The organism is Streptomyces sp. NPDC001890 (assembly GCF_042891445.1).
In the GTDB taxonomy this organism is placed as follows: Bacteria; Actinomycetota; Actinomycetes; order Streptomycetales; family Streptomycetaceae; genus Streptomyces.
In genome coordinates this window covers 124045-144530 of the sequence record NZ_JBIATE010000009.1, presented here as the reverse complement: position 1 = coordinate 144530, position 20486 = coordinate 124045, and the positions used below count along the sequence as shown (strand labels likewise).

19 protein-coding genes are annotated in these 20486 nt (G+C 72.6%); 11 read left to right on the top strand and 8 right to left on the bottom strand.

The features are described from left to right. Window positions 1-390: 390 nt before the first annotated feature. Window positions 391-1302, bottom strand: a complete 912-nt coding sequence (locus ACFYY1_RS23085; protein WP_388588409.1) for a SigB/SigF/SigG family RNA polymerase sigma factor — start codon at window positions 1300-1302, stop codon at window positions 391-393. Window positions 1303-1665: 363 nt separating this feature from the next. After that, window positions 1666-2187: a hypothetical protein gene (locus ACFYY1_RS23080; protein WP_388588407.1), complete on the bottom strand. Its 522-nt coding sequence runs from the start codon at window positions 2185-2187 to the stop codon at window positions 1666-1668. 220 nt (window positions 2188-2407) lie between these two features. Here ACFYY1_RS23080 and ACFYY1_RS23075 point away from each other — a divergent pair, with 220 nt between their 5' ends. The 8 genes from ACFYY1_RS23075 to ACFYY1_RS23040 all read left to right on the top strand — a co-directional run bounded on the left by ACFYY1_RS23075 (window position 2408) and on the right by ACFYY1_RS23040 (window position 9507). Then, window positions 2408-3154 carry a hypothetical protein gene (locus ACFYY1_RS23075; RefSeq protein ID WP_388588404.1) on the top strand — a complete coding sequence of 249 codons (747 nt, stop codon included), beginning with the start codon at window positions 2408-2410 and terminating at the stop codon, window positions 3152-3154. 177 nt (window positions 3155-3331) lie between these two features. Then, a complete protein-coding gene (locus ACFYY1_RS23070) occupies window positions 3332-4252 on the top strand; it encodes an NADP-dependent oxidoreductase (RefSeq protein ID WP_388588401.1) in 921 nt (306 codons plus the stop codon). Continuing rightward, entirely contained in the window at window positions 4249-5022 is a 774-nt protein-coding gene (locus ACFYY1_RS23065) for a GNAT family N-acetyltransferase (RefSeq protein ID WP_388588398.1), read from the top strand. The genes ACFYY1_RS23070 and ACFYY1_RS23065 overlap by 4 nt, the downstream gene beginning before the upstream one ends. Before the next feature lie 176 nt (window positions 5023-5198). Next, window positions 5199-6413 carry a PP2C family protein-serine/threonine phosphatase gene (locus tag ACFYY1_RS23060; protein ID WP_388588396.1) on the top strand — a complete coding sequence of 405 codons (1215 nt, stop codon included), beginning with the start codon at window positions 5199-5201 and terminating at the stop codon, window positions 6411-6413. Between the two features lie 86 nt (window positions 6414-6499). Next, window positions 6500-7171 carry a TetR family transcriptional regulator gene (locus ACFYY1_RS23055; protein WP_388588393.1) on the top strand — a complete coding sequence of 224 codons (672 nt, stop codon included), beginning with the start codon at window positions 6500-6502 and terminating at the stop codon, window positions 7169-7171. After that, window positions 7168-7941, top strand: a complete 774-nt coding sequence (locus ACFYY1_RS23050) for an SDR family NAD(P)-dependent oxidoreductase (protein ID WP_388588392.1) — start codon at window positions 7168-7170, stop codon at window positions 7939-7941. The genes ACFYY1_RS23055 and ACFYY1_RS23050 overlap by 4 nt, the downstream gene beginning before the upstream one ends. An 85-nt stretch (window positions 7942-8026) precedes the next feature. Beyond that, a complete protein-coding gene (locus tag ACFYY1_RS23045) occupies window positions 8027-9067 on the top strand; it encodes an NAD(P)-dependent alcohol dehydrogenase (protein WP_388588390.1) in 1041 nt (346 codons plus the stop codon). A 116-nt stretch (window positions 9068-9183) separates the two neighbouring features. Next, window positions 9184-9507, top strand: a complete 324-nt coding sequence (locus tag ACFYY1_RS23040; RefSeq protein WP_388588387.1) for a DUF6191 domain-containing protein — start codon at window positions 9184-9186, stop codon at window positions 9505-9507. A 29-nt stretch (window positions 9508-9536) separates the two neighbouring features. Here ACFYY1_RS23040 and ACFYY1_RS23035 read toward each other — a convergent pair whose 3' ends face one another. Beyond that, window positions 9537-10139: a phosphatase PAP2 family protein gene (locus tag ACFYY1_RS23035; protein WP_388588385.1), complete on the bottom strand. Its 603-nt coding sequence runs from the start codon at window positions 10137-10139 to the stop codon at window positions 9537-9539. Continuing rightward, window positions 10139-10807 (bottom strand): DedA family protein, encoded by a 669-nt coding sequence (locus ACFYY1_RS23030; RefSeq protein WP_388588383.1) that lies wholly within the window; start codon window positions 10805-10807, stop codon window positions 10139-10141. The genes ACFYY1_RS23035 and ACFYY1_RS23030 overlap by 1 nt, the downstream gene beginning before the upstream one ends. Before the next feature lie 114 nt (window positions 10808-10921). Here ACFYY1_RS23030 and ACFYY1_RS23025 point away from each other — a divergent pair, with 114 nt between their 5' ends. Both ACFYY1_RS23025 and ACFYY1_RS23020 read left to right on the top strand, forming a co-directional pair. Then, window positions 10922-11368 (top strand): BlaI/MecI/CopY family transcriptional regulator, encoded by a 447-nt coding sequence (locus ACFYY1_RS23025; RefSeq protein WP_388588381.1) that lies wholly within the window; start codon window positions 10922-10924, stop codon window positions 11366-11368. A 90-nt stretch (window positions 11369-11458) separates the two neighbouring features. After that, window positions 11459-12403, top strand: a complete 945-nt coding sequence (locus ACFYY1_RS23020; protein WP_388588378.1) for a M48 family metalloprotease — start codon at window positions 11459-11461, stop codon at window positions 12401-12403. Window positions 12404-12434: 31 nt separating this feature from the next. Here ACFYY1_RS23020 and ACFYY1_RS23015 read toward each other — a convergent pair whose 3' ends face one another. Next, window positions 12435-12950, bottom strand: coding sequence for an NUDIX domain-containing protein (locus tag ACFYY1_RS23015; RefSeq protein WP_388588375.1), 516 nt, complete (start codon window positions 12948-12950; stop codon window positions 12435-12437). Between the two features lie 292 nt (window positions 12951-13242). On the opposite strand from ACFYY1_RS23015, the gene ACFYY1_RS23010 reads away from it, so the two are divergent. Then, complete coding sequence (locus ACFYY1_RS23010; protein ID WP_388588697.1) at window positions 13243-16692, top strand: phosphodiester glycosidase family protein; 3450 nt, start codon at window positions 13243-13245, stop codon at window positions 16690-16692. Window positions 16693-16742: 50 nt separating this feature from the next. On the opposite strand, the gene ACFYY1_RS23005 is transcribed toward ACFYY1_RS23010, so the two are convergent. From ACFYY1_RS23005 to dhaK, 3 genes are read right to left on the bottom strand one after another with little or no spacing between them, the layout of a single operon-like run. Next, complete coding sequence (locus ACFYY1_RS23005; RefSeq protein ID WP_388588372.1) at window positions 16743-17153, bottom strand: PTS-dependent dihydroxyacetone kinase phosphotransferase subunit DhaM; 411 nt, start codon at window positions 17151-17153, stop codon at window positions 16743-16745. After that, the gene (dhaL, locus tag ACFYY1_RS23000; RefSeq protein ID WP_388588693.1) at window positions 17150-17764 is read right to left on the bottom strand and encodes a dihydroxyacetone kinase subunit DhaL; all 615 of its coding nucleotides are present in this window, start codon (window positions 17762-17764) and stop codon (window positions 17150-17152) included. The genes ACFYY1_RS23005 and dhaL overlap by 4 nt, the downstream gene beginning before the upstream one ends. Window positions 17765-17809: 45 nt before the next feature. Continuing rightward, a complete protein-coding gene (gene dhaK, locus ACFYY1_RS22995) occupies window positions 17810-18802 on the bottom strand; it encodes a dihydroxyacetone kinase subunit DhaK (protein ID WP_388588369.1) in 993 nt (330 codons plus the stop codon). Window positions 18803-20486: the final 1684 nt, after the last annotated feature.

The following is a 20486-nucleotide window of genomic DNA, read 5'->3' as shown; positions in this document are numbered from 1 at the left end:
AGCGGCTCCGGGGCGGCTCAGCTGCTCATCCGAGGTCGCGGCATGGCGGTGAGCGTGTCAGCGCCTCCCGCAGGCGTCAACCGCACCTCCGTACGGGCGCCGTGCCGGCCACCGCCGCGCGGAACGGGCGACATGACCGCTCCCGCCCTCCGATTCCGTTGCCTAACCGCCTCCGACCTGGGCACGGGTACCTCTGCTCCAGTGGTACGGCGGCCGCCGGGGACCGGGCCGAGTGGCCCGGTGCAGGCAGCGGAATTCATTCGGCCGCAATGTACGGTCAAAGCGCCCGCGGCGCACCGGCGTGAGCCACGGCCCGGCCCGGCGATCCGGCCCGGCGATCCGTTACGCCCGATCCGGTACGGCGACGGCCCCGGGCGGTGATGTCCGGGGTCACTCCTCGACGAGCATCCCGTTGCGGAGCTTCCGCAGGATTCTGCTGATCAGCCGTGACACATGCATCTGGGAGATGCCGAGTTCCGCGCCGATCCGGGCCTGGGTCATCTCCTGGCCGAAACGCATGTCGATGATGCGACGCTCACGTTCGTCGAGACAGCCCAGCAGTGGCGCGAGCGCGTGCAGATTCTCGACCGTCTCCAGGGCGGGATCCGGACCGCCCAGGACATCGGCGAAGGTACGCCCGGGGGAGTGGCGCCGCCCGGCCTCCGGCGGATCGGCCGGCATGTCCAGCGAGCCCGCCGCATACCCGTTGGCGGCCACGATGCCCTCGGTGACCTCGTCCTCGCTCAGCCCCAGTTGCTCGGCGAGCTCCGGGACGGTGGGGTCGCGGTCGAGCTCCGTGACGAGCGACTCCTTGGTCCTGGCGATGTCGACGCGCAACTCCTGGAGCCGGCGCGGGACATGGACGGCCCAGGTGGTGTCGCGGAAGAATCGTTTTATCTCCCCGGTGATGTACGGGACCGCGAACGAGGTGAACTCGACCTCGCGGGAGAGCTCGAACCGGTCGATGGCCTTGATCAGCCCGATGGTGCCGACCTGGACGATGTCCTCCATGTCGCCACCGCCGCCCCGGTGGCGGAACCGTCCTGCGGCGAACCGCACGAGGGAGAGGTTCATCTCGATGAGGGTGTTGCGCGCGTACTGATGGGCGGGGGTTCCCTCCTCCAGGGTCTGTAGACGGCCGAAGAACAGCCTGGACAGTTCGCGCGCGTCGCAAGGGGCGATCTTTCCCGCGTCCTCGATCCACGGCAGCCCACCGAGGTCCCCGGCCGGCACGTCCGCCGGTGTCGAGCCAAGGTGCTGCGCCCGCTCCGTACCGGTGGTCCGCGCAGTGTGCGCCGTCATCCCGTCACGCTCCCCAGGTCGTATTCCATGAGGTGTATGCGCCTGCCCCGGGTCGGAATTCCCATGCGCGGCTGCGGGAGTTGATCACGTCACACGCCGGTGAATGGCCGGGATTCGCCGTGATCCCCGTGATTCCCCGTCATGTCCCGGCACCCGCCCGGGGCGTGCACATGGGAAAAGCGGAACCGCCCCACCGGTACGGGGGAGCCCGGTGGGGCGGTCGCTGACCAGACTGCCACAGCCGAGGGGCAATGGGGACCGACCGGCGCATATCCAGCGGTAGTTGAGTCGAAATCGACGGTGTGTCCGACGTCGATGTCGCAGGTTCGGGAGAAAGACGGCAACTTCGACCAGGACACGGCTTCATCGCACCGGACCCGCACCCGGACCTGTACCTCGACCCGAGCCCGTATCACCCGCATCCGCACCCCCCACGACGGCACCGCCACCGAGGCGTGGGGCCGCGATGGACCGGCTGCGCGCCGCGGCGACGGCCCCCACCACCGGCATCGCCAGCACGGCCACGATGACGGGCCCGTAACCGCCTTCGGACGACACGTCCATCACCACTACCTCGCCCGCGGCCAGCGTGGTCCCCACCACGAAGCAGGCCAGGCCACGCACGAGGGCGGAACCGAGCACGCGTGAAGGCGCGACCGCCAGTACGACGCCCGTCACCAGGCCCAGTGCCGCCCCCACGGCGAGTGAACCCAGCACGGCGACGAGTCCTGCCACGGGCTTCTCGAAGGTGCTGTCCAGCGGCTCCCCGGACAGCCCCGCCAGTGCGATCGCAGCCCACAGCGCCGCGCAGATCCCGGCCGGAATCGCCCCGGCCCGGATGCCGAACAGCAGCCCACGACGCATCACGGCGCCCGACGCGCTCATGTGTTTCCCCCGCCCGCGCATCGCGCGTCCACTGTCACCCCGAGCCCGGCCCCAGGCGACGCGCGGCAATGGGGCCAGGACATCTTCGCAGCTCCGCGGACGCGTTCGGACGGCGCGTCCGAGCGGACGGCGAACCGCTCCCCGAATCCTCCCGTGCCCCGCTGCGGTCCTGTGGACCATCATGTGGTGGACGGGGACGGCGTGGCCGAGGGGGGCACAGATGATTTCCGAGCCGGAGATGGTGGACGAGTTCGGTGCGGTCGGGACGGGCGAGGTGGTGGGCGACATGGCCCGGAATCCAGCCCGGGAACCCCGGCCGCGCCGCCCGTGGCGGTGGGCGGTGAGCGGAGCCGTGGTGGCTTCGGCCGTGTGGGCGGGCGCGTTGTACCTGCTTCCGGTGGGTGACCGGGAGCCGGACGTGCACGGTTACCGGCTGGAAGCGAACCCGTGCCCGACCGTGCGGCTGAAGGCACTGGGTGCGGCGATCGCGCCGAGGGAGGAGACCCCGATGCTCGCACCGGAGCTCCTGAACGATCCGGCCCTGGACCGGGTGAAGTGCTTCATCTCCCTTCGGTCATTGGCCGCGAAGAAGCCGATCAGTAGTCGCTGGTACACCGACCACTCCGTCGCGATCACCGTGGCACTGCACAAGAAATCCGACCCCGCAGCCGAATTCGAGGCGATGCGCGGGGTGACCGACTCCGGTCCTGATGCCCGGGCAACGGTCGAGAAGGTTCCGAACCTCGGCGACAGCGCGTATGTGCTGACGCAGGACGACGGCTACGCGGAACTGCGGGTGCGGGAGGGCGGCGCGGTCCTCTCGCTGGGTCTCTCCGCCTCCACGCAGTACAACAGCGACGCGGGGGAACCGCCGTCCGATGACGGGCCGGACACCTCCGACCTCTCCCCGTACCGGTCGGCGATGATCAGCGACATGCGCGACCTGATGAGAAGCCTCAGGAGCTGACCCAGGAACCACCGGCCCGTGGACGGGAATCACCGGCCCATGGACGCTCCCGGATCATTGCGGTCCGATGAACGCGCGCCGCCCGGGGGAATACGTGCCCGGACCAGCGCATTCCTGCTGCTGTGAGTCCGTCGGCCGCCCGGCCGCCGGTGCCGTGCAGCAGGAGAGAGGGAGCTCATGCCCCAGGCTTACGTGTTCACCCGCCACGGCGGACCGGAGGTGGAGGCCCTCATCGAGCAGGACGCGCCGGTGCCCGGCCCGGGTGAGCTGCTCGTCGCGGTACGGGCGGCCGGGGTCAACCCGGTCGACTGGAAGCTGCGCACGGGGTACATCAGACCCGGCAGCGCGTCGCAGCCCTTCCCCACCGTGTTCGGCAGTGAGGCCGCCGGGGTCGTCGCGGGCGTCGGCCCGGACGTCGAAGGGTTCGCGATCGGGGACGAGGTGTTCGGCAACCCGGTGACCGGCGGGTACGCCGAGTACACGCTGCTGCCCGTCGCCGTGACCGCGCACAAGCCGGCCGGGCTGTCGTTCACCGACGCGGCGGTACTGCCGGTCGCGGCGGCCACCGCGTACGACGGGGTGCGCCAGCTCGGCCTCACCCCCGGCTCGACCCTGCTGGTCACCGGCGCCGGGGGCGGGGTGGGAGCCGCGGCGGTGCAGATCGCCCGGCACGCGGGCATCCAGGTCGTCGGCGTCGCCGGCGCGGCCAAGAGGGACTTCGTCGAGTCGCTCGGCGCGGTGCACGTCGCATCCGGTCCCGGACTCGCCGACCGGGTGCGGGCAGCGGTCCCCGGCGGCGTGGACGCGGTCTTCGACCTGGTCGGCGGCGACACGCTGAGGGCGGCGGCCACACTGCTCGGGGATCCGGCCGCGCTGATCAGCGCCGGGGACAAGCCGCTGGCCGCGGAGCTCGGCGGTGCGGCCGTCGAACGGGCCCGCACCGCGGCGGTCCTCGACGAGGTGGCGAAACTCGTCGTCGAAGGCGCCCTGCGGCCCCATGTGAACCGGGCCTTCCCGCTCGCCGGGGCGGGAGACGCGCTGCGCGCCGTGGAGAGCGGCCACACCCTCGGCAAGATCGTGATCGAGGTGGTCGTGTGAGCGCGCCGGATGCCGCCTCAGCGCCGCACCCGCTGGACAGCCCGGTCCGCGCCGCGCTGACCGGCCCGCACGCCCATTTCGCCGAGCTCCGCGGCCGTGTCCTGCGGTACCGGCCGGACGTGGCCCCGTGGGCCGCGATCCCGGACGACCCCGAGGCCCAGGACTGGGACGACGCCGCGGCGCTCGTCGGGCCCGGTGGCGCCGTCACCATCACGGCCTTCCGCGTGCCCCCGCCGGACGACTGGGAGACCGTATTCCGGGCCGAGGGCGTCCAGCTCGTCGACGCCGGGGTCGAGGCAGCGCCCTTCTCCGAGGCCGTACGGCTCGGACCCGACGACGTGCCCGAGATGCTCGAACTGGTCGAGCGCACCCGGCCGGGGCCGTTCCTGCCCCGCACCGTCGAGCTCGGCACGTACCTCGGGGTACGGCGCGACGGCGTGCTCGTCGCGATGGCCGGCGAACGGCTGCACCTGCCGGGCTGGTCCGAGATCAGCGCCGTCTGCACGGACGGGTCCGTACGCGGCCAGGGGCTCGGCACCGGGCTGGTGCGTGCCGTCGCCCACGAGATCAGGCAGCGCGGCGAGACGCCGTTCCTGCACGCCGCCGCCTCCAACACCCATGCCGTCCGGCTCTATGAATCCCTGGGATTCGTGCTCCGCCGCCGGACGTCCTTCCTCTCGGCGCTCGCACCGCAGCAGCCGCCGGCCCGCCTGCCGGGTCCCGGCGGCGTCCGCGGCGAGCGCGAGGCCCGCGCGGCAGCCGCGCGCTGAGCCACGGTAAGGGACCTTCGGCCCGGCGGCTTCGGGCCGAAGGTCCCTGGCGGCCCCCGGGCCGGGACCTTCGGCGCGGCCCGAGAGGCCGTAAGCCACGTGCGCCGCCCCGCGGAACCAGGTGCACTGGAGGGAAGGCCGGCACCGTGCCGGCAGATCCCGGGAGGAGTTCGGCCGTGACGATCGGGCCTCAGTGCCAGGCTGCGACACGTGGAGCGGCGCTCCCAGGGACGGACGCGGGGGAGGCGGCCGTTCTCGCGCCACGGGTCGGGAACCCGGCGCTGTTCGCGGGGCTGGCACTGCTGACCGTCCTGGTCGTCCTCCTGGACTTCCGGACCGGCAAGGACCTGCACCTCGTACCGCTGCTGGTGGTCGTCCCCGCCCTCGTCTCCGTCTTCGGAACAGTCCGGCAGACCCTGGGGGTGGCCACCTGGATCACGGCCGTCGTCGTGTGCTCACGCCTGGTGGCCGGCGGAACGTTCTGGGACACCGCCAGCAGCGTCGGCTTCACCGTGCTGGCCTGTTTCCTGGGCGTCGGCTCGTGCGTGCTGCGGATCCGCCACGCCACCGAGATCGCCAGGCTGCGCTCCGCCGCCGGGGCGCTCCAGCGTCAGATCCTGCGCCCGCTGCCCATCGTCACCGACCAGGTCCTCGCCCACGGCATCTACACGCCGATCGAGGAGGACCGGTTGGTCGGCGGCGACATCTACGAGGTCGTCGAGTCGCCCTACGGAACCCGGGCGATCATCGGGGACGTCCAGGGCAAGGGTCTCGCCGCGATCGGGGTGGGCTTCGCCGTGCTCGGAGCGTTCCGGGAAGCGGCCATCCGGGAACCCGACCTGGCCGGGGTGGTCGACGCCCTGGAGGACGCGGTCGCCCGGCACAACGCGTTCGCCGCCCAGACCGGTGAGACCGAGCGCTTCGTCACCGCCCTGGTGCTGGGCTTCGACGGGAGCGACCGGGTCCAGGCCGTCAACTGCGGCCACCTGCCGCCCCGGCTGCTGGACCAGAACGTGGTCCGCGCGCTCCCGCTGGACCGCACGTTCGTCCCGCTGGGCATGGCGGAACTCGGCCACGAGGCGCGGGTCGCGGAATCGCTCGACCTCCCGGCCGGTGCCACGCTCCTGCTCTGCACCGATGGAGTGACCGAGGCCCGTGACCCGGCCGGCACCTTCTACCCGCTGGACGCCCGGCTGAGCCGCTGGGCGGAGCTGGAGCCGTTCGACCTCCTGAACGCGCTCCACGCGGACCTGGAGGCGTTCTCCGGCGGCGTACGACGTGACGACATCGCCGTGATCGCGCTGCGCCGGGCACCGGACGGCACCCCGTACCGGACCGGGGCTGCGGACCACGGTGCCCGCCGGGAGGCCATCGCGTCCGGCGGCCGGTAACCGGACGGAACGGCGCACCCGTGCCGATCGAATGTCCCGACGAGACTTATGTCGCGCCGGGACATTTTCAGGTGTACCGTGCACGTATGGATCCGGAACGGAAGACCCCGGAGCGGCGGAGCCGCAAGGCCCGCAGAACCCGGGACGCACTGGCGCAGGCAGCGTTCGAGCTCGTGCTCGACCGGGGTCTGAAGAATGTGACGGTCGAGGAGATCGCGGAACGCGCGGACGTCGACCGGCGCACCTTCAGCCGGTACTTCACGAGCAAGGAGGCCGCGGTCCTGGACTCGCTCCGGGGCGACGGCGACCGGATCAACGACGCCCTGCGGGCCCGCCCCGCCGACGAGCCCCCGCTCACCGCCTACCGCCGGGCCGTCGAGGACTGGCTCGAAGCCCCCGGAGCGCAGGCCTGGCACCGGCGCGAGCGGATCTTCGACCTGCTGGTCCTCGCCGAACAGGAGCCGACCCTCTACGCGGCGTTCCACCACATCCGGGTGGACGCCCAGGAGGACTCGGTCGCCATCGTGGCGGACCGGCTCGGGGTCGACCCGCGACGGGACATCCGCCCCGCCGTCACGGTCGCCGCGGGCGCCGGGGCACTCCTCGCGGCCCAGGCCGCCTGGGCACGCGCCGGGCAACCGGACGACCTGCCCCGACTGATCGGGCAGGCCTTCGACGCCCTCGCCGGCGAACTGCTCGCACAGCCCCCCGCCGGGCAGGCGCCGCACAGCACCACGGAAGGAAGCACAGAATCATGAGCACCACCCCCACCCCCACCGACCAGGAATTCGCTGGAAAGACCGCCCTCATCACCGGCGGAGCCTCCGGCATCGGACTGGCCCTGGCCCACCGGCTGGCCGCGGGCGGCGCGTCCGTCGTCGTCGCCGACCACGACGAGGCCGGCGCCCGCAAGGCGGCCGCCGAACTGGAGAGCTCCGGCGCCAAGGCCGCCGCCGTCGCCATGGACGTGACCGACCCCGCCTCCGTCGAAGCGGCCGTCCGGTTCGCCGTCGACACCTTCGGCGCCCTGCACCTCGCGGTCAACAACGCGGGCATCGGCGGCCCCAGCAACCCCACCGGTGAGTACGGGATCGAGGACTGGGACCGGGTCGTCGCCACCAACCTCAGCGGTGTCTTCTACTCGATGCGCCACGAACTCCCCGCCATCGTCGCGGCCGGCGGCGGCGCCGTCGTGAACATGTCGTCGATCCTCGGCACCAACGGCTTCGCCGGATCGCCCGCCTACGTGGCCGCCAAGCACGGTGTCGTCGGCCTTACCAAGACGGCGGCCCTCGAATACGCGGCCCAGAACGTCCGGGTCAACGCCGTCGGCCCCGGCTTCATCGACACGCCGCTGCTGCGCAACACCGACAGCGCGGCCCGCGACCACCTGATCTCGCTGCACCCGGCCGGACGCCTCGGCAAGGCGGAGGAGGTCGCCGAACTCGCCGCCTTCCTGCTCTCCGACCGCGCATCCTTCATCCACGGCAGCTACCACCTCGTGGACGGCGGCTACTCCGCCTCCTGAGGGGCGGACGCGGAGCGGGGGGAACGGGGGGACGGGGGGCGGGGGCGGGGGCGACCAAGCGAGCAGAGAACGTGAGGAGAATTCCATGAAGGCCGTTCAGTACCGCACCGTGGGCGCGGCACCCGAGGTCGTCACCGTGCCCGACCCCGAGCCCGGCCCCGGCCAGGTGATGCTGAAGGTCACCGCCGCGGGTGTCTGCCACTCCGACATCGCCGTGATGAGCTGGCCCGCGGACCAGATCCCCTTCCCGCTGCCGCTCACCCTCGGCCACGAGGGCGTGGGCACCATCGCCGCCCTGGGGGACGGAGTGAGCGGGCTCACGGTCGGCGAGTCCGTCGCGGTCTACGGCCCCTGGGGCTGCGGCACCTGCGTCAAGTGCGCCGAAGGCAAGGAGAACTACTGCCTGCGTGCCAAGGAGCTCGGCATCGCCCCGCCCGGACTCGGCGCGCCCGGCGCCATGGCCGAGTACATGATCGTCGACGACCCGCGCCACCTGGTGCCCCTCGGGGGCCTCGACCCGGTCCAGGCGGTGCCGCTCACCGACGCGGGCCTGACCCCGTACCACGCGATCAAGCGCTCGCTGCCCAAGCTGGTGCCGGGTGCCACCGCCGTGGTCATCGGCACCGGCGGCCTGGGCCACGTCGCGATCCAGCTGCTGCGCGCCATGACGGCCGTCCGGGTCATCGCCCTCGATGTCACCGAGGACAAGCTCGCCCTCGCCCGCGCCGTCGGTGCGCACGAGACCGTGCTGTCCGACAAGGACGCCGCGGCGAAGGTCCGGGCACTCACCGGTGGGATCGGTGCACAGGTCATTCTCGACTTCGTGGGTGCGCCGCCCACCGTCGCCACCGCCGGCGCCGCGGCCGCCATCGACTCCGACGTCACGATCGTGGGTCTCGGCGGCGGCGCGCTGCCGGTCGGCTTCGGCTCGCTGCCGTACAACACGACGGTGACCTCACCGTACTGGGGATCGCGCTCCGAACTCGCCGAGGTGCTCGACCTCGCCCGCGCCGGATCGGTCGAGGTCCACGTGGAGACGTACTCCCTGGACGAGGCGCCGCTGGCGTACGAGCGGCTGCACCACGGCAAGATCAACGGCCGCGCGGTCATCCTCCCCAACGGCTGACCGGCCGGGAAACCCTCCTCGCTCACGGCCTTGCGGGCCGTCGCACGGCGCGACGGCCCGCATCGTCATACCCGCGACCGATGCACGGCGCACCGCCCGCGGGGGAGACTCGGCGGATGGAATTCGTCGCGCTGATGACCCTGCCCGGACTCGTGATCGGGCTGACCGCCATCGCCTTTCTCGACCAGCTGATGCTGCGTGCCGGCCGGGCGGGCCTGCTGCCGTGGCGCAACAGCGCGCGACAGGGGCAGGTGTCGGCGACAGGGTTCGAGCAGCTGCACGCGAGCTTCTCGCCCGGCAAGCAGAGCGAGCTCAAGGAGCGCCAAAGCGCCCTGCTGATGCGCGACGACGAGGAGGACGGAGCCCCGCCCCACCGCTCCACCGTCGACCTGGACGGCGGCCGCGCCGTCATCCGCCTGCCCGGCGGCGCCACCCGGTAGCGGGCAGGCGGGTGACGGCGCGGCCCGGCTCACCGCGTCGCCACCAGCGGGCGCAGCGCGGTGCTGCGCAGCCGGACCACGGCCGGGGCGCCGCGCCGCGCCGCCGTCGTCAGCAGCCAGGCGACGAGTGCGCCGGTCACCAGCCCGATCAGCACATCGTGCGGGTAGTGCACACCGATCCACACCCGGGACGCGGCCATCAGTACGGCGGCGGGCACCGCGATCGCCGCGAGCCTGCGGTCGGCCAGCCAGATCGCCGTCGCCGCGGCCGCCGCGATGGCGGCGTGGTTGCTGGGGAAGGACCAGTCACCGAGCGCCGGGCACGCCTCCACCGTCACGACATGCAGGGTCCGGCACGGCCTCTGCTCGTGGAAGAGCGACTTCACCAGGTCGTTGGCGAGATACGCGGCCACCACGACGAGCGGGGCGCAGAGCGCCATGACGGTCCGCGCGGGATCGGTGGAGCGGGAGCGCCACCAGGACGCGAGCATCAGCAGGGCGAACAGCACGAGCCCGTAGTCCGACCAGATCCGGATGGCGGAGTCCACAACGGCGGGGGTGCGCTGGGCCAGCTCGGTGATCCAGGCGTACAGGCCGCCGTCGGTCGAGGTGGCGATGGAGGCGATGGGCATCAGCTGTTCTCCCCTTCGGGGGTGCGCCGGTTCCGGGAGCGGAGCAGTTCGGCGGCGAGCGGGACGAGGGAGACCACGACCACGAGGGCGACGATCGGCAGCAGATAGCGATCGACGTTCGGCACCGAGGACCCCAGCGCGTACCCCGCCAGGACCAGCCCGACGGTCCAGACCACGCCGCCGACGGCCTGCCACAGGGCGAACACCCGGGCCGGGACGCCGAGTGCCCCGGCCAGCGGGTTGAGCACCGTACGCACGACAGGTACGAAGCGGGCCAGCACGATCGCCCGCGCGTGGCCGTATCTGCCGAGCAGCTCCTCGGCGCGGGCGGCGCCCTCGTGCAGCCGCTTGGAGCGGCTGCGGGCGAGCAGGGCCCGGCCGCCCCGGCCACCGATCCAGTAACCCGCCTGGGCGCCCAGCAGCGCGCCGGCCACCGCGGCGATCAGGACCTGCGGCAACGACAGGTGCACCGGGCCATGGGCGCCGGACACACAGAGCAGGCCCGCCGTGAACAACAGGGAATCTCCGGGGAGGAAGAAACCGACGAGCAGTCCCGTCTCGGCGAAGAGCACGACGGCGATGCCGAGCGCGCCGAACGCCCCGAGCAGTGACCCCGCGTCCAGCAGGTTCACCGCCTGTGGCGCGGACGCCAGTGAGAATACGGCCACGGTGGAGGGTCTCCCATAATGGTGAGCGGGCGACCCTGCGGAACGCCCGGACTGACTACAGTGATGTAGACGGTCTACATCACTGTAGACGCCCGAAGGGGGAGGAGAGTTCCCATGTCCCAGGTGAAGGGGATACCGGGCGGCGGTCACGGCCCCCACGCACACGGCGAACCGGCCTCGGTACCGGCACCGCACCCCGCCCCCGCGGAACGGCGACCCGCCGGCGAGCTGGAGTCCACGATCCTGGCGGCGCTGTGGGCCGCGGGAACACCGCTCACCCCGGGCCAGGTCCAGGGCGCGATCGGCGCGGAACTCGCCCGTACCACCGTCACCACGATCCTGTCGCGCCTGTACGAGAAGGGCGCGGTCGACCGCACCCGGGCCGGCCGCGGATTCGCCTACACGCCCACCGAGGACGAGCCCGGACTGACCGCCCGCCGCATGCACAGCGAACTGCGCAAGCAGGAGGACCGCAGCACCGTCCTGGCCCGCTTCGTCTCGCAGCTCACCGACGAGGACGAGCAACTGCTCCGGGACCTGCTCGACGGGGAGAGCTCATGATCCGGGCCGTGACCGGGGAGCCCTCGTGACCCGCGCCGCGAGCGCCATGAACGCCGCGAGTGCCGTGAGCGCCGCGTCCGGGGAGGCGCCGTGATCTACGCCGTGTGGGTGCCGTTGCTGATGCCGTTCCTGGCGGTGCCTGCCGCCCGCCGTCTGGCGGACGCGCTCTCGCCGGTGCGCGCCGTACGGCTGCTCGCCGCGACGGGTGTCGGCCTGGCCCTGTGCAGCGTCCTCGCCCTGGTCCTGCTCGTGGTGCCCGGCGCGACCCGGTTCTCCGTGGTCTCCGCCCTGGGCGAGTTGGTCAGGCCGCTCTCCGACGCCGTCCCGGCGGCCACCGTGCCGCTGGCCGCCGTCGCGCTGGCCCTCCTTGTGGGCTGCACCGCCGCCGTCGCCCGCGCCGCCCGCCGTCACTGGGCGGAGCTGCGCCGGGCCGGCCGGCTCGACGGCCACTCCGACGGCGAACTGGCCGTCCTGCGGGACAGCCGCCCCGACGCCTACGCGCTGCCCGGCCGCCCCGGCACTCCCGGCCGGATCGTCGTCACCACGGGAATGCTGCGCGCCCTCGAACCCGCCGAACGCGATGCCCTGCTGGCGCACGAACGCGCCCATCTCGCGGGCCGTCACCACCTCTTCGTCGCCGCGGTCGAAGCCGCCGCGCTCTGCCACCCGGCGCTGCGCTCCCTGCGGGCCCCCATGGGCTACGCCCTGGAACGCTGCGCCGACGAGGCGGCCGCCGCCGCGGTCGGCGACCGGCGGATCGCCGCCCGCGCCATCGGCCGGGCCGCCCTCGCCGCACGCGCCGCCGAAGGCGCCCCGCAGCCCCGCCCACGGGTGGCGCTCGCCGCCGCGGCCGGACCCGTACCGCGCCGCGTCGCCGCACTTCTCGGCCGGAACACGGCACGGCCACGCGTCGGCCGTGCCGCGGCCGCGGCGCTGCTGGCCTGCCTGATCGCCTCCGGCGCCGCCACGCTCGACGCGACGAGCGATCTGCACAGCAGCATCGAGGTGGCACAGGGCGAGGGCGCGCACCACTGACCGGCCGGCCCCCGCCGCCCGACGGTCCCGCTCAGGTCTTCTCCTGATCGGGCGTCACCCGCCCGTCCGCCAGGTGTTCCCGCAGCCGGTCGAGGAAGACCCGCTGTCCCGCGACCAGCCGCTCGGCCGCCTCCCGGGGCGTGCACCAGGCGAACCGGTCGATCTCCGGGAACTCCCGCCGCACGCCCGAGCCCCTCGGCCACTCCATGGTGAACGTCCCCGGGACGGCCGTCGCGGCATCGAGATCCGCCTCCAGCGCCCAAACCGTCACGGTCTTGCCGCCCGACTGACGCGCCTCGCCCAGCGCCACCCACTCGCCGTCCGGCACCGGATGCCCGAACTCCTCCGCGAACTCACGCCGGGCGGCCGCCGCCGGCTCCTCCTCCTCGGAGTCGTACTCCCCCTTGGGGACCGACCAGGCCGCACTCTCGCGACCCGCCCAGAACGGGCCGCCCATGTGCCCGATGAGTACCTCGAAACCGGCCTCGCCCGACCGTCGGAACAGGAGAAGACCCGCACTGCGCCTGGCGCGCTTCTGGTTCGGCATGCCGTCAAGTCTCCGTCCCGACCTGGGCGGAGAACCGCCGACGACACCCCCTTCGAGCTGATCACTGCCGTCATCGAGCCGACGCGTCCTGTTCGCCGCGAGGTTCCCGATGCCCCCTGGTGCGTCGTTGCGCACCCGGCCATGCTGTCCGCCGACAGCGCCCGCGCCCGGACCGGGCCGCGCAACCATCGGGAATCCAGGAGGGCTTGTGGGCCTTGGCATAGTCGGCAGGACAACCGGACCGCGCGGGAGGGCGGCGCGAGGGCACAGGACTCTCGCCCGCCCGGCCGTGCTGCTCGCAACGGTGTCCGCACTGACCGTCGGCGCGATCTCTCCGGCACTCGCCGATTCGAACCCCGATCCACGACCCCGCACTTCCGCCGAGATCCTCAGACCGGTCGCCCCGCCACCCGCGAGCAACCCGGCGGGGGCGTCCCGCTCGGTCGTGGACGGCGACGGCATCGAGACCGCACGCACTTCCCGCCCGATCGCCCCGGGGGTCCGCCTCAGCTCGTACGACCGGCTCGAATCCGACAAGTGGCTGCGGGTCGACAACCTCTCGGTCGACCTCGCGGGCAGCGGCGTACGCGCCGACTACCTCTCCTCCGGCAAGGTCTCCGAACGACACAGCGTCTCCGAACTCGCCGCCGGACACGACGCGGGCCGCGGCCGCCGCACCGTGGCCGCGATCAACGCCGACTTCTTCGACATCAACCAGACCGGCGCGCCCGAAGGAATCGGCATCAAGGACGGGGCCACCGTCCAGTCGCCCGCCCCCGGCGTCAACCGGGCCGTGGGCATCGGCCCCGACAGCGCGGGCCGCATCCTGAACCTGTACTTCGAGGGCACGCTCACCCTGCCTGCCGGACAGCGGACGCTCGCCGCCTACAACGCGGCCAACGTGCCGGCCGGCCAGATCGGCGCGTACACCTCCGCCTGGGGAACCGCCGACCGCGCCCTGACCGTGGACAGCGCGACGCCGGTCGCCGAAGCGGTCGTACGGGACGGCAAGGTCGTCTCCGTCTCGCCCGCACCCGGCTCCGGGGCCGTGCCCGAAGGCACCACCGTGCTGGTCGGCCGTGAGGCCGGTGCCGTGGCACTCGGCGCCCTGAAGCCCGGTGACCCGGTGTCACTGACCTACCGGGCCCGCACCGACAGCGGGGCCGTGCCCCGTACCGCCGTGGGCGGCCGGGAACTCCTCGTCGTCGACGGAGTCGCGCAGAACCACGACGGCGAGGGCAACAACACCGCCGCACCCCGCACCGCCGTCGGCTTCTCCGAGGACGGCCGGACCATGCAGATCCTCACCGTCGACGGACGGCAGGCGGACAGCGGCGGTGTCACCCTCACCGAGCTCGGACTGATGATGAAGCGCGCCGGGTCGTACAGCGCGCTCAACCTGGACGGCGGCGGATCGTCCACCCTCGTCGCCCGCGAACCCGGCAGCGACGCGCTCCGGGTGGAGAACAGCCCGTCCGACGGCAGCGAGCGCACCGTCCCCAACGGCCTCGCCCTCACCGCCCCCGACGGCAGCGGCCGGCTCAAGGGCTACTGGGTCGGGCCCCGCACCCCCGCCGGTGCCGCGCCGGGCGCCGACCCGGTCAAGGGCGGCCACCCCGACCGGGTCTTCCCCGGCCTCACCCGTCGCCTCACCGCGACCGGGTACGACGAGACGTACGGCCCCGCGAAGGGCGCCCCGCGCTGGCGCACCGCGCCCGGATCGGTCGGCACGGTCGACGGCAGCGGGCTCTTCACCGCACGCCGCAGCGGCACCACCGACGTACGCGTCGAACGCGGACCGGCGCGCGGCAGCACGTCCCTGACCGTCCTCGACGAGCTGGCCCGGATCGAGCCCACCACCCAGCGGGTGGGCCTCGCCGACGGCGGGGCGACCGGCACGTTCGGCATCGTCGGATTCGACGCCCACGGCACCAGCGCCCCCGTCGAGCCGCGCGACATCGAACTCGACTACGACCACGCCCTCTTCGACATCCGCGACGACGGGCAGGGCTCGTTCACCGTCGCCTCACGCACCGGCTCCGGCGCGGGGCAGATCAAGGCGGGCGTCGCGGGCACCACCACCGTCCTCGCCGTCAGCGTGGGCCTCACCGAGCAGGCCGTCTCCACCTTCGACGACGCCGGGTCCTGGAAGTTCAGTCAGGCCCGCGCCGACGGATCGCTGGCGGCCACCCCCGACGGCCACACCGGCACCGGACTGAAGATCGGCTACGACTTCACCCGCTCCACCGCCACCCGCGCCGCCTACGCCGCCCCGCCCCAGCCGGTCGCCGTGCCCGGTCAGCCCCAGTCGTTCAAGCTGTGGATCAAGGGCGACGGCCGGGGCGCCTGGCCGACCCTGCACCTCAAGGACGCCGCGGGCTCCGACCAGCTGCTGCGCGGACCGTACGTCACCTGGAACGGCTGGCGGCAGGTCACCTTCGCCGTGCCGGCGGGAGCCGCCATGCCGCTCTCCGTGTCCCGCTTCTACCTCGCGGAGACCGCGGCGGCCAAGCAGTACACCGGTGAGATCGTGATCGACGACCTCACCGCCCAGGTCCCGCCCACCGTCGACCTGCCCGGACAGACCGCTCCCGCCGACCCGCTGATCGACCCGGCGGCCGTGACCGGGCGCCGGGACTGGCGGTTCGCGGTGATGTCCGACGCCCAGTTCGTCGCCCGCGACCCGGACAGCGCGATCGTCGCCCAGGCCCGGCGTACCCTGCGCGAGATCAAGGCGGCGGCCCCGGACTTCCTGGTCATCAACGGGGACCTCGTCGACGAGGGATCGCCCGCGGACCTGGCCTTCGCCCGCCGCGTCCTCACCGAGGAACTCGGCGACACGCTGCCCTGGTACTACGTACCGGGCAACCACGAGGTGATGGGCGGCAGGATCGACAACTTCATCACCGAATTCGGGCCCGCCCAGCGGACGTTCGACCACAAGGGCACCCGCGTCGTCACTCTCGACACCTCCAGCCTCAGCCTGCGCGGCGGCGGCTTCGCCCAGATCAAGCAGCTCCGCGCCCAGCTGGACGCGGCGGCCGAGGACCGGACCGTCGATTCGCTGATGGTCATCGAGCACGTGCCGCCGCGCGACCCGACCGTGCAGAAGGGCAGCCAGCTCGGGGACCGCAAGGAAGCAGCCCTGGTCGAACAGTGGCTCGCCGACTTCCGCCGTACGACGGGCAAGGGCGCGGCCCTCATCGGCAGCCACGTCGGGGTCTTCCACGCCTCGCACGTCGACGGAGTGCCGTATCTGATCAACGGCAACTCCGGCAAGGCACCGGCCGGACCCGCGGACGAGGGCGGCTTCACCGGCTGGTCGCTGGTCGGCGCCGACCGCGTCGGCCAGGGAGCCCAGGCCGCGGCGCGGCAACGGCCGTGGCAGGGCGGGCCCGACTGGATCTCCGTACAGACCCGCGCACATGTGGACGCGCTGCGGATCGACGCACCGTCGGTGCTCGCCACCGGAAGCCGTACGAAGGTCACCGCGGCGGTCACCCAGGGGACCCGAAGCGTCCCGGTCGGCTTCCCGCTGGCCGCCGACTGGACCGGCTCGCCGAACGTGCACATCGGCGACCGCGGCGGCGTCCGCCCCCGTCACACGGCGGTCCTCGATCCGTCCACCGGCACCCTCACCGCGCTCCGGCCGGGCACGATCACCCTCGCCGTGACGGTCAACGGCACGACACAGCAGGCGCGGATCACCGTCGCCGCAGCCGCGGCCCCTCCGGCCGCCTGACGGACCGCGGCCGCCCGCACCCCCACACGGGTGCGGGCGGCCCCGCCCGGCTACAGCTTGCGGTATCCGTACGCCTCCGAGGCCGCGGCCTCCACCGCCGCGATGTCGCCACCCGCCGACGCCGTGACCACGGCCGCCACGGCACCCTCCACGAACGGCGCGTCCACCAGCCGTGAACCGTCCGGCAGTTCGTCGCCCTCGGCCAGCATCGACTTGACCGTGAGCACCGCGCTGCCCAGATCGACCAGCAGCGCGACGCCCGCGCCGGAGTCCACCGACCTGGCAGCCGCGGCGATCAGTTCCGCGCTCGTCCCGAGGCCACCCGCGGGGGTGCCGCCGGCGGCGGCCACCGGCGCCGTGGCACCGCCCGCCGCGAGCCCCCGGGCCAGCTCGGCCACGGACTCGGCGACCGGGCCGCTGTGCGAGACCAGGACGATCCCGACCTGACTCCCCTCGCTCATGCCGCGCTCCCGTCCGCCGCCCCGGTATCGGCCAGCGCGGCGATCAGTAGCGCCGAGGACGTCGCCCCGGGGTCCTGATGACCGATGCTGCGCTCACCCAGATAACTCGCCCTGCCCTTGCGGGCCTGCATCGGAACCGTCGCCAGCGCCCCCGCCTCGGCCGCCTCCCGGGCCGCCCCGAACGAGGTGCCGAGCGCCTCGGCGGCAGGCAGCAGCGCGTCGAGCATCGTCTTGTCCCCGGCCTGCGCCCCACCGAGCTGCGCCACCGCCGCGACGCCCACCCCGAACGCCTCCGCCAGCTGCTGCGGTGACACGGCGGGAGCATCGCCCAGGGCCTTTCCCGTACGCCGCAGCAGCGTCCCGTACAGCGGGCCGGACGCGCCGCCGACCGTCGAGATCAGCTGCCTTCCGGCCAGCATCAGTACGGCTCCCGGAGTCCGCGGCGACTCCTCGTCCAGGACCGCGGTCACCGCCGCGAAGCCGCGCTGCATGTTGCTGCCGTGATCGGCGTCCCCGATCGCGGAGTCGAGGTCGGTGAGGTGGTCCGCCTCACGGCTCACCTCAGCCGCGGCCGCGGTCATCCAACGGTGGAAGAAGTCGGCGTCGAGCACATGATCTCCTTGTCGCTCCAGCATGACGGCTGCGGTACGGGCGGATCAGCGGCCCCAGCGCAGCGCCGGGGTCTGGACCGGTGCGTCCCAGAGCCGCAGCAGCTCATCGTCCACCTGGCAGACCGTCACCGAACAGCCCGCCATGTCGAGCGAGGTCACATAGTTCCCCACGAGCGTACGAGCCGTGACGACGCCCCGCTCGGACAGGACCCGCTGGACCTCGGCGGCGAATCCGTACAGCTCCAGCAGCGGCGTCGCTCCCATGCCGTTGACCAGCACGATCACCGGCCCGGTCGGCCGCAGGTCGTCGAGCACCGCGTGCACCGCGAAGTCCGCGATCTCGCGCGAGGTCATCATGGGCCGGCGGTCCCGCCCCGGCTCGCCGTGAATGCCGATCCCGAGCTCCAGCTCACCCGCCGGCAGATCGAACGTGGGGGAGCCCTTGGCCGGTGTGGTGACGGCTCCGAGAGCGACCCCGAAACTCCGCGACGCCTCGTTCACCTGCCGGGCGACGGCCTCCACCCGCTCCAGCGGCGCGCCCTCGTCGGCCGCCGCCCCGGCGATCTTCTCCACGAACAGGGTGGCGCCCGTACCGCGCCGCCCCGCCGTGAAGAGACTGTCCATCACGGCCACGTCGTCGTTGACCAGTACCTGGGCGACCCGGATGCCCTCGTCCTCGGCGAGCTCCGCGGCCATCTCGAAGTTCAGTACGTCACCCGTGTAGTTCTTGACGACGAACAGCACCCCGGCCCCGCTGTCGACCGCGGCGGCGGCCCGCACCATCTGGTCCGGCACGGGTGAGGTGAACACCTCTCCGGGACAGGCCGCGGAGAGCATCCCGGGCCCGACGAACCCCGCATGCAACGGCTCGTGCCCGGACCCACCGCCGGAGACGAGCGCCACCTTCCCGGCCACGGGCGCGTCACGCCGTACGACGACGCGGTTCTCGACGTCCACGGTCAGCTCGGGGTGGGCGGCGGCCATACCGCGCAGCGCGTCCGCGACAACGGTTTCGGGGACGTTGATCAGCATCCTCACGGGTACCTCCTGATGAGCTTAGCAGGCAAGTTGTTGAGCACGTTTTTCACAGGTCAGGATGGGTGGGGCGGATTATTGATCTTGGCGGTTCATGGCGTCTCGAAGCGGTTTCGCGCGGTACTGATGCTGACTCTTTGCTGAGTTTTCTGATGGAGCGTCAAGTAAGGTCGATGGGTGGCGACCTTTGCGAATGTGCATCATGGCGTAATTATCGACGCGAGGGTGCGGGCGCGCGCCAGTGCGCCATCGGCCGGATGCAGGTGATCCCGCTTCTGTCATGACCGTGTGTCAGGGAGGCCGCTGGTCCGCCCGATCATCCCCCGAGGATGCCGGGCCGGTGCTGCTCGGACCGGGGAGGTCACTTCCTGCGGACTGCCGTCCATCCATAGCTGACCTCAGCGTTTCAGTTGGGGCTGCTGGGCGGGCGGGCGAGGTTGTTTGAGGCTGAGCTGGCCGGTGGGCACGGTGAGGGCCCGACGCGGGGTGGGGCGGGGGCAGCGATTCAGCTGGCGGGGCGGGGCAGTGTGGCCAGACGGTGGAATGTGGCCGTGAGCTCAGCCAGGTCGTCGATATCCGAAGGTGGAGGCGGCGGCCGCCCCGCGTGATCCGAGCGGCGACGTGAGGGAGCCCCATCAGGTCCAATGGGGCACTGAGTGCCGCCTATCTGCTTACATCACTCCCTAATGCCAGGGTGAAGTAGTGGTAATACACCAGATTGGCTGATAGATCCTTGTCGAAGTCGTAGGTGAAAGGAAGTCGTAGGTGAAAGGTCGTTGTATGTGAAGAGCAAGACCTGGTCCAAGCCGGGCACGGTCCTGGACGGTGAGGCGGTTTCTGGCGCGAGGTCCGGCTAGACTTTGCCGCGGCGCTGTCGCGTGCCGCGCCGTCTTTGTCCCGGGCCCGCGCGTTGGCCGTCCGGCATCCTGCCTCGTACGCCTGCTGGGATGTTCTGCAGCACCCCGACCCGTCGATCGCGGACTGCCGGAGTCTTCCGTACACCAGCGCCGCGCCTACCTCTAGTGGGGCTGCTGGCCGAGGTCGGGCCGCCGACGGTCGTGCCCGCGACCGTCGGAGATCAGCTGGGGATGTCCAACGGCCATGGCATACCGGTCACGAACGAAGAGGATCCGATGCGTCCGCTGCGGATTGCTCGGCAGCCGAGTCGAGGCCTCGGAGGTCCCCGACAGGCACAGGCTTGGCCGGCAGGTGAGCGGAGAAGCGTCCGCCGAGCCCGATCGGCTGTTCGCGCGCCGATGCGAGGATCGCGCCGACGCTGCTCTCGCAGTAGCGTCCCTGGCAGGGGCCCATGCCTGTGCGGCAGGAGAGCTGGGCATTGGGCGCAAGACGGTGAGCAGATGGCGGCCCCGGTTCCTGCGGCACTGGCTGGACGGCCTGTCGGACGAGCCGCGGCCCAGGGTCCCGCGGACGACGCCCAGGTGGAAGTGGTGGTCCGCACTCTTGAGGAGATACCCCAGGGGGCGACGCACTGGTCGAAGCGGGAGCCGGCCAAACGGGCCGGTGTCTCGCCGTCGAGCGTGCTGCGGATCTGGCGGGCTTTCGGTCTGGAGCCCTGGCGGACCGAGACCTTAGACGCTGGCGGTCGACGCTCAGGCCCCGTGACCGGCGGCCCGGTCATCGGCACCGCGACTGCCTTCCATCCCGTTCGGAGCGGACTGATGTGTCC

What these genes read in the sequence shown, in the direction of transcription:
- ACFYY1_RS23085 (WP_388588409.1), bottom strand. Translation starts at nt 1,302, where the DNA reads ATGACGGCGCACACTGCGCGGACCACCGGTACGGAGCGGGCGCAGCAC.
- ACFYY1_RS23080 (WP_388588407.1), bottom strand. Translation starts at nt 2,187, where the DNA reads ATGAGCGCGTCGGGCGCCGTGATGCGTCGTGGGCTGCTGTTCGGCATC.
- ACFYY1_RS23075 (WP_388588404.1), top strand. Translation starts at nt 2,408, where the DNA reads ATGATTTCCGAGCCGGAGATGGTGGACGAGTTCGGTGCGGTCGGGACG.
- ACFYY1_RS23070 (WP_388588401.1), top strand. Translation starts at nt 3,332, where the DNA reads ATGCCCCAGGCTTACGTGTTCACCCGCCACGGCGGACCGGAGGTGGAG.
- ACFYY1_RS23055 (WP_388588393.1), top strand. Translation starts at nt 6,500, where the DNA reads ATGGATCCGGAACGGAAGACCCCGGAGCGGCGGAGCCGCAAGGCCCGC.
- ACFYY1_RS23050 (WP_388588392.1), top strand. Translation starts at nt 7,168, where the DNA reads ATGAGCACCACCCCCACCCCCACCGACCAGGAATTCGCTGGAAAGACC.
- ACFYY1_RS23045 (WP_388588390.1), top strand. Translation starts at nt 8,027, where the DNA reads ATGAAGGCCGTTCAGTACCGCACCGTGGGCGCGGCACCCGAGGTCGTC.
- ACFYY1_RS23040 (WP_388588387.1), top strand. Translation starts at nt 9,184, where the DNA reads ATGGAATTCGTCGCGCTGATGACCCTGCCCGGACTCGTGATCGGGCTG.
- ACFYY1_RS23035 (WP_388588385.1), bottom strand. Translation starts at nt 10,139, where the DNA reads ATGCCCATCGCCTCCATCGCCACCTCGACCGACGGCGGCCTGTACGCC.
- ACFYY1_RS23025 (WP_388588381.1), top strand. Translation starts at nt 10,922, where the DNA reads ATGTCCCAGGTGAAGGGGATACCGGGCGGCGGTCACGGCCCCCACGCA.
- ACFYY1_RS23015 (WP_388588375.1), bottom strand. Translation starts at nt 12,950, where the DNA reads ATGCCGAACCAGAAGCGCGCCAGGCGCAGTGCGGGTCTTCTCCTGTTC.
- ACFYY1_RS23005 (WP_388588372.1), bottom strand. Translation starts at nt 17,153, where the DNA reads ATGAGCGAGGGGAGTCAGGTCGGGATCGTCCTGGTCTCGCACAGCGGC.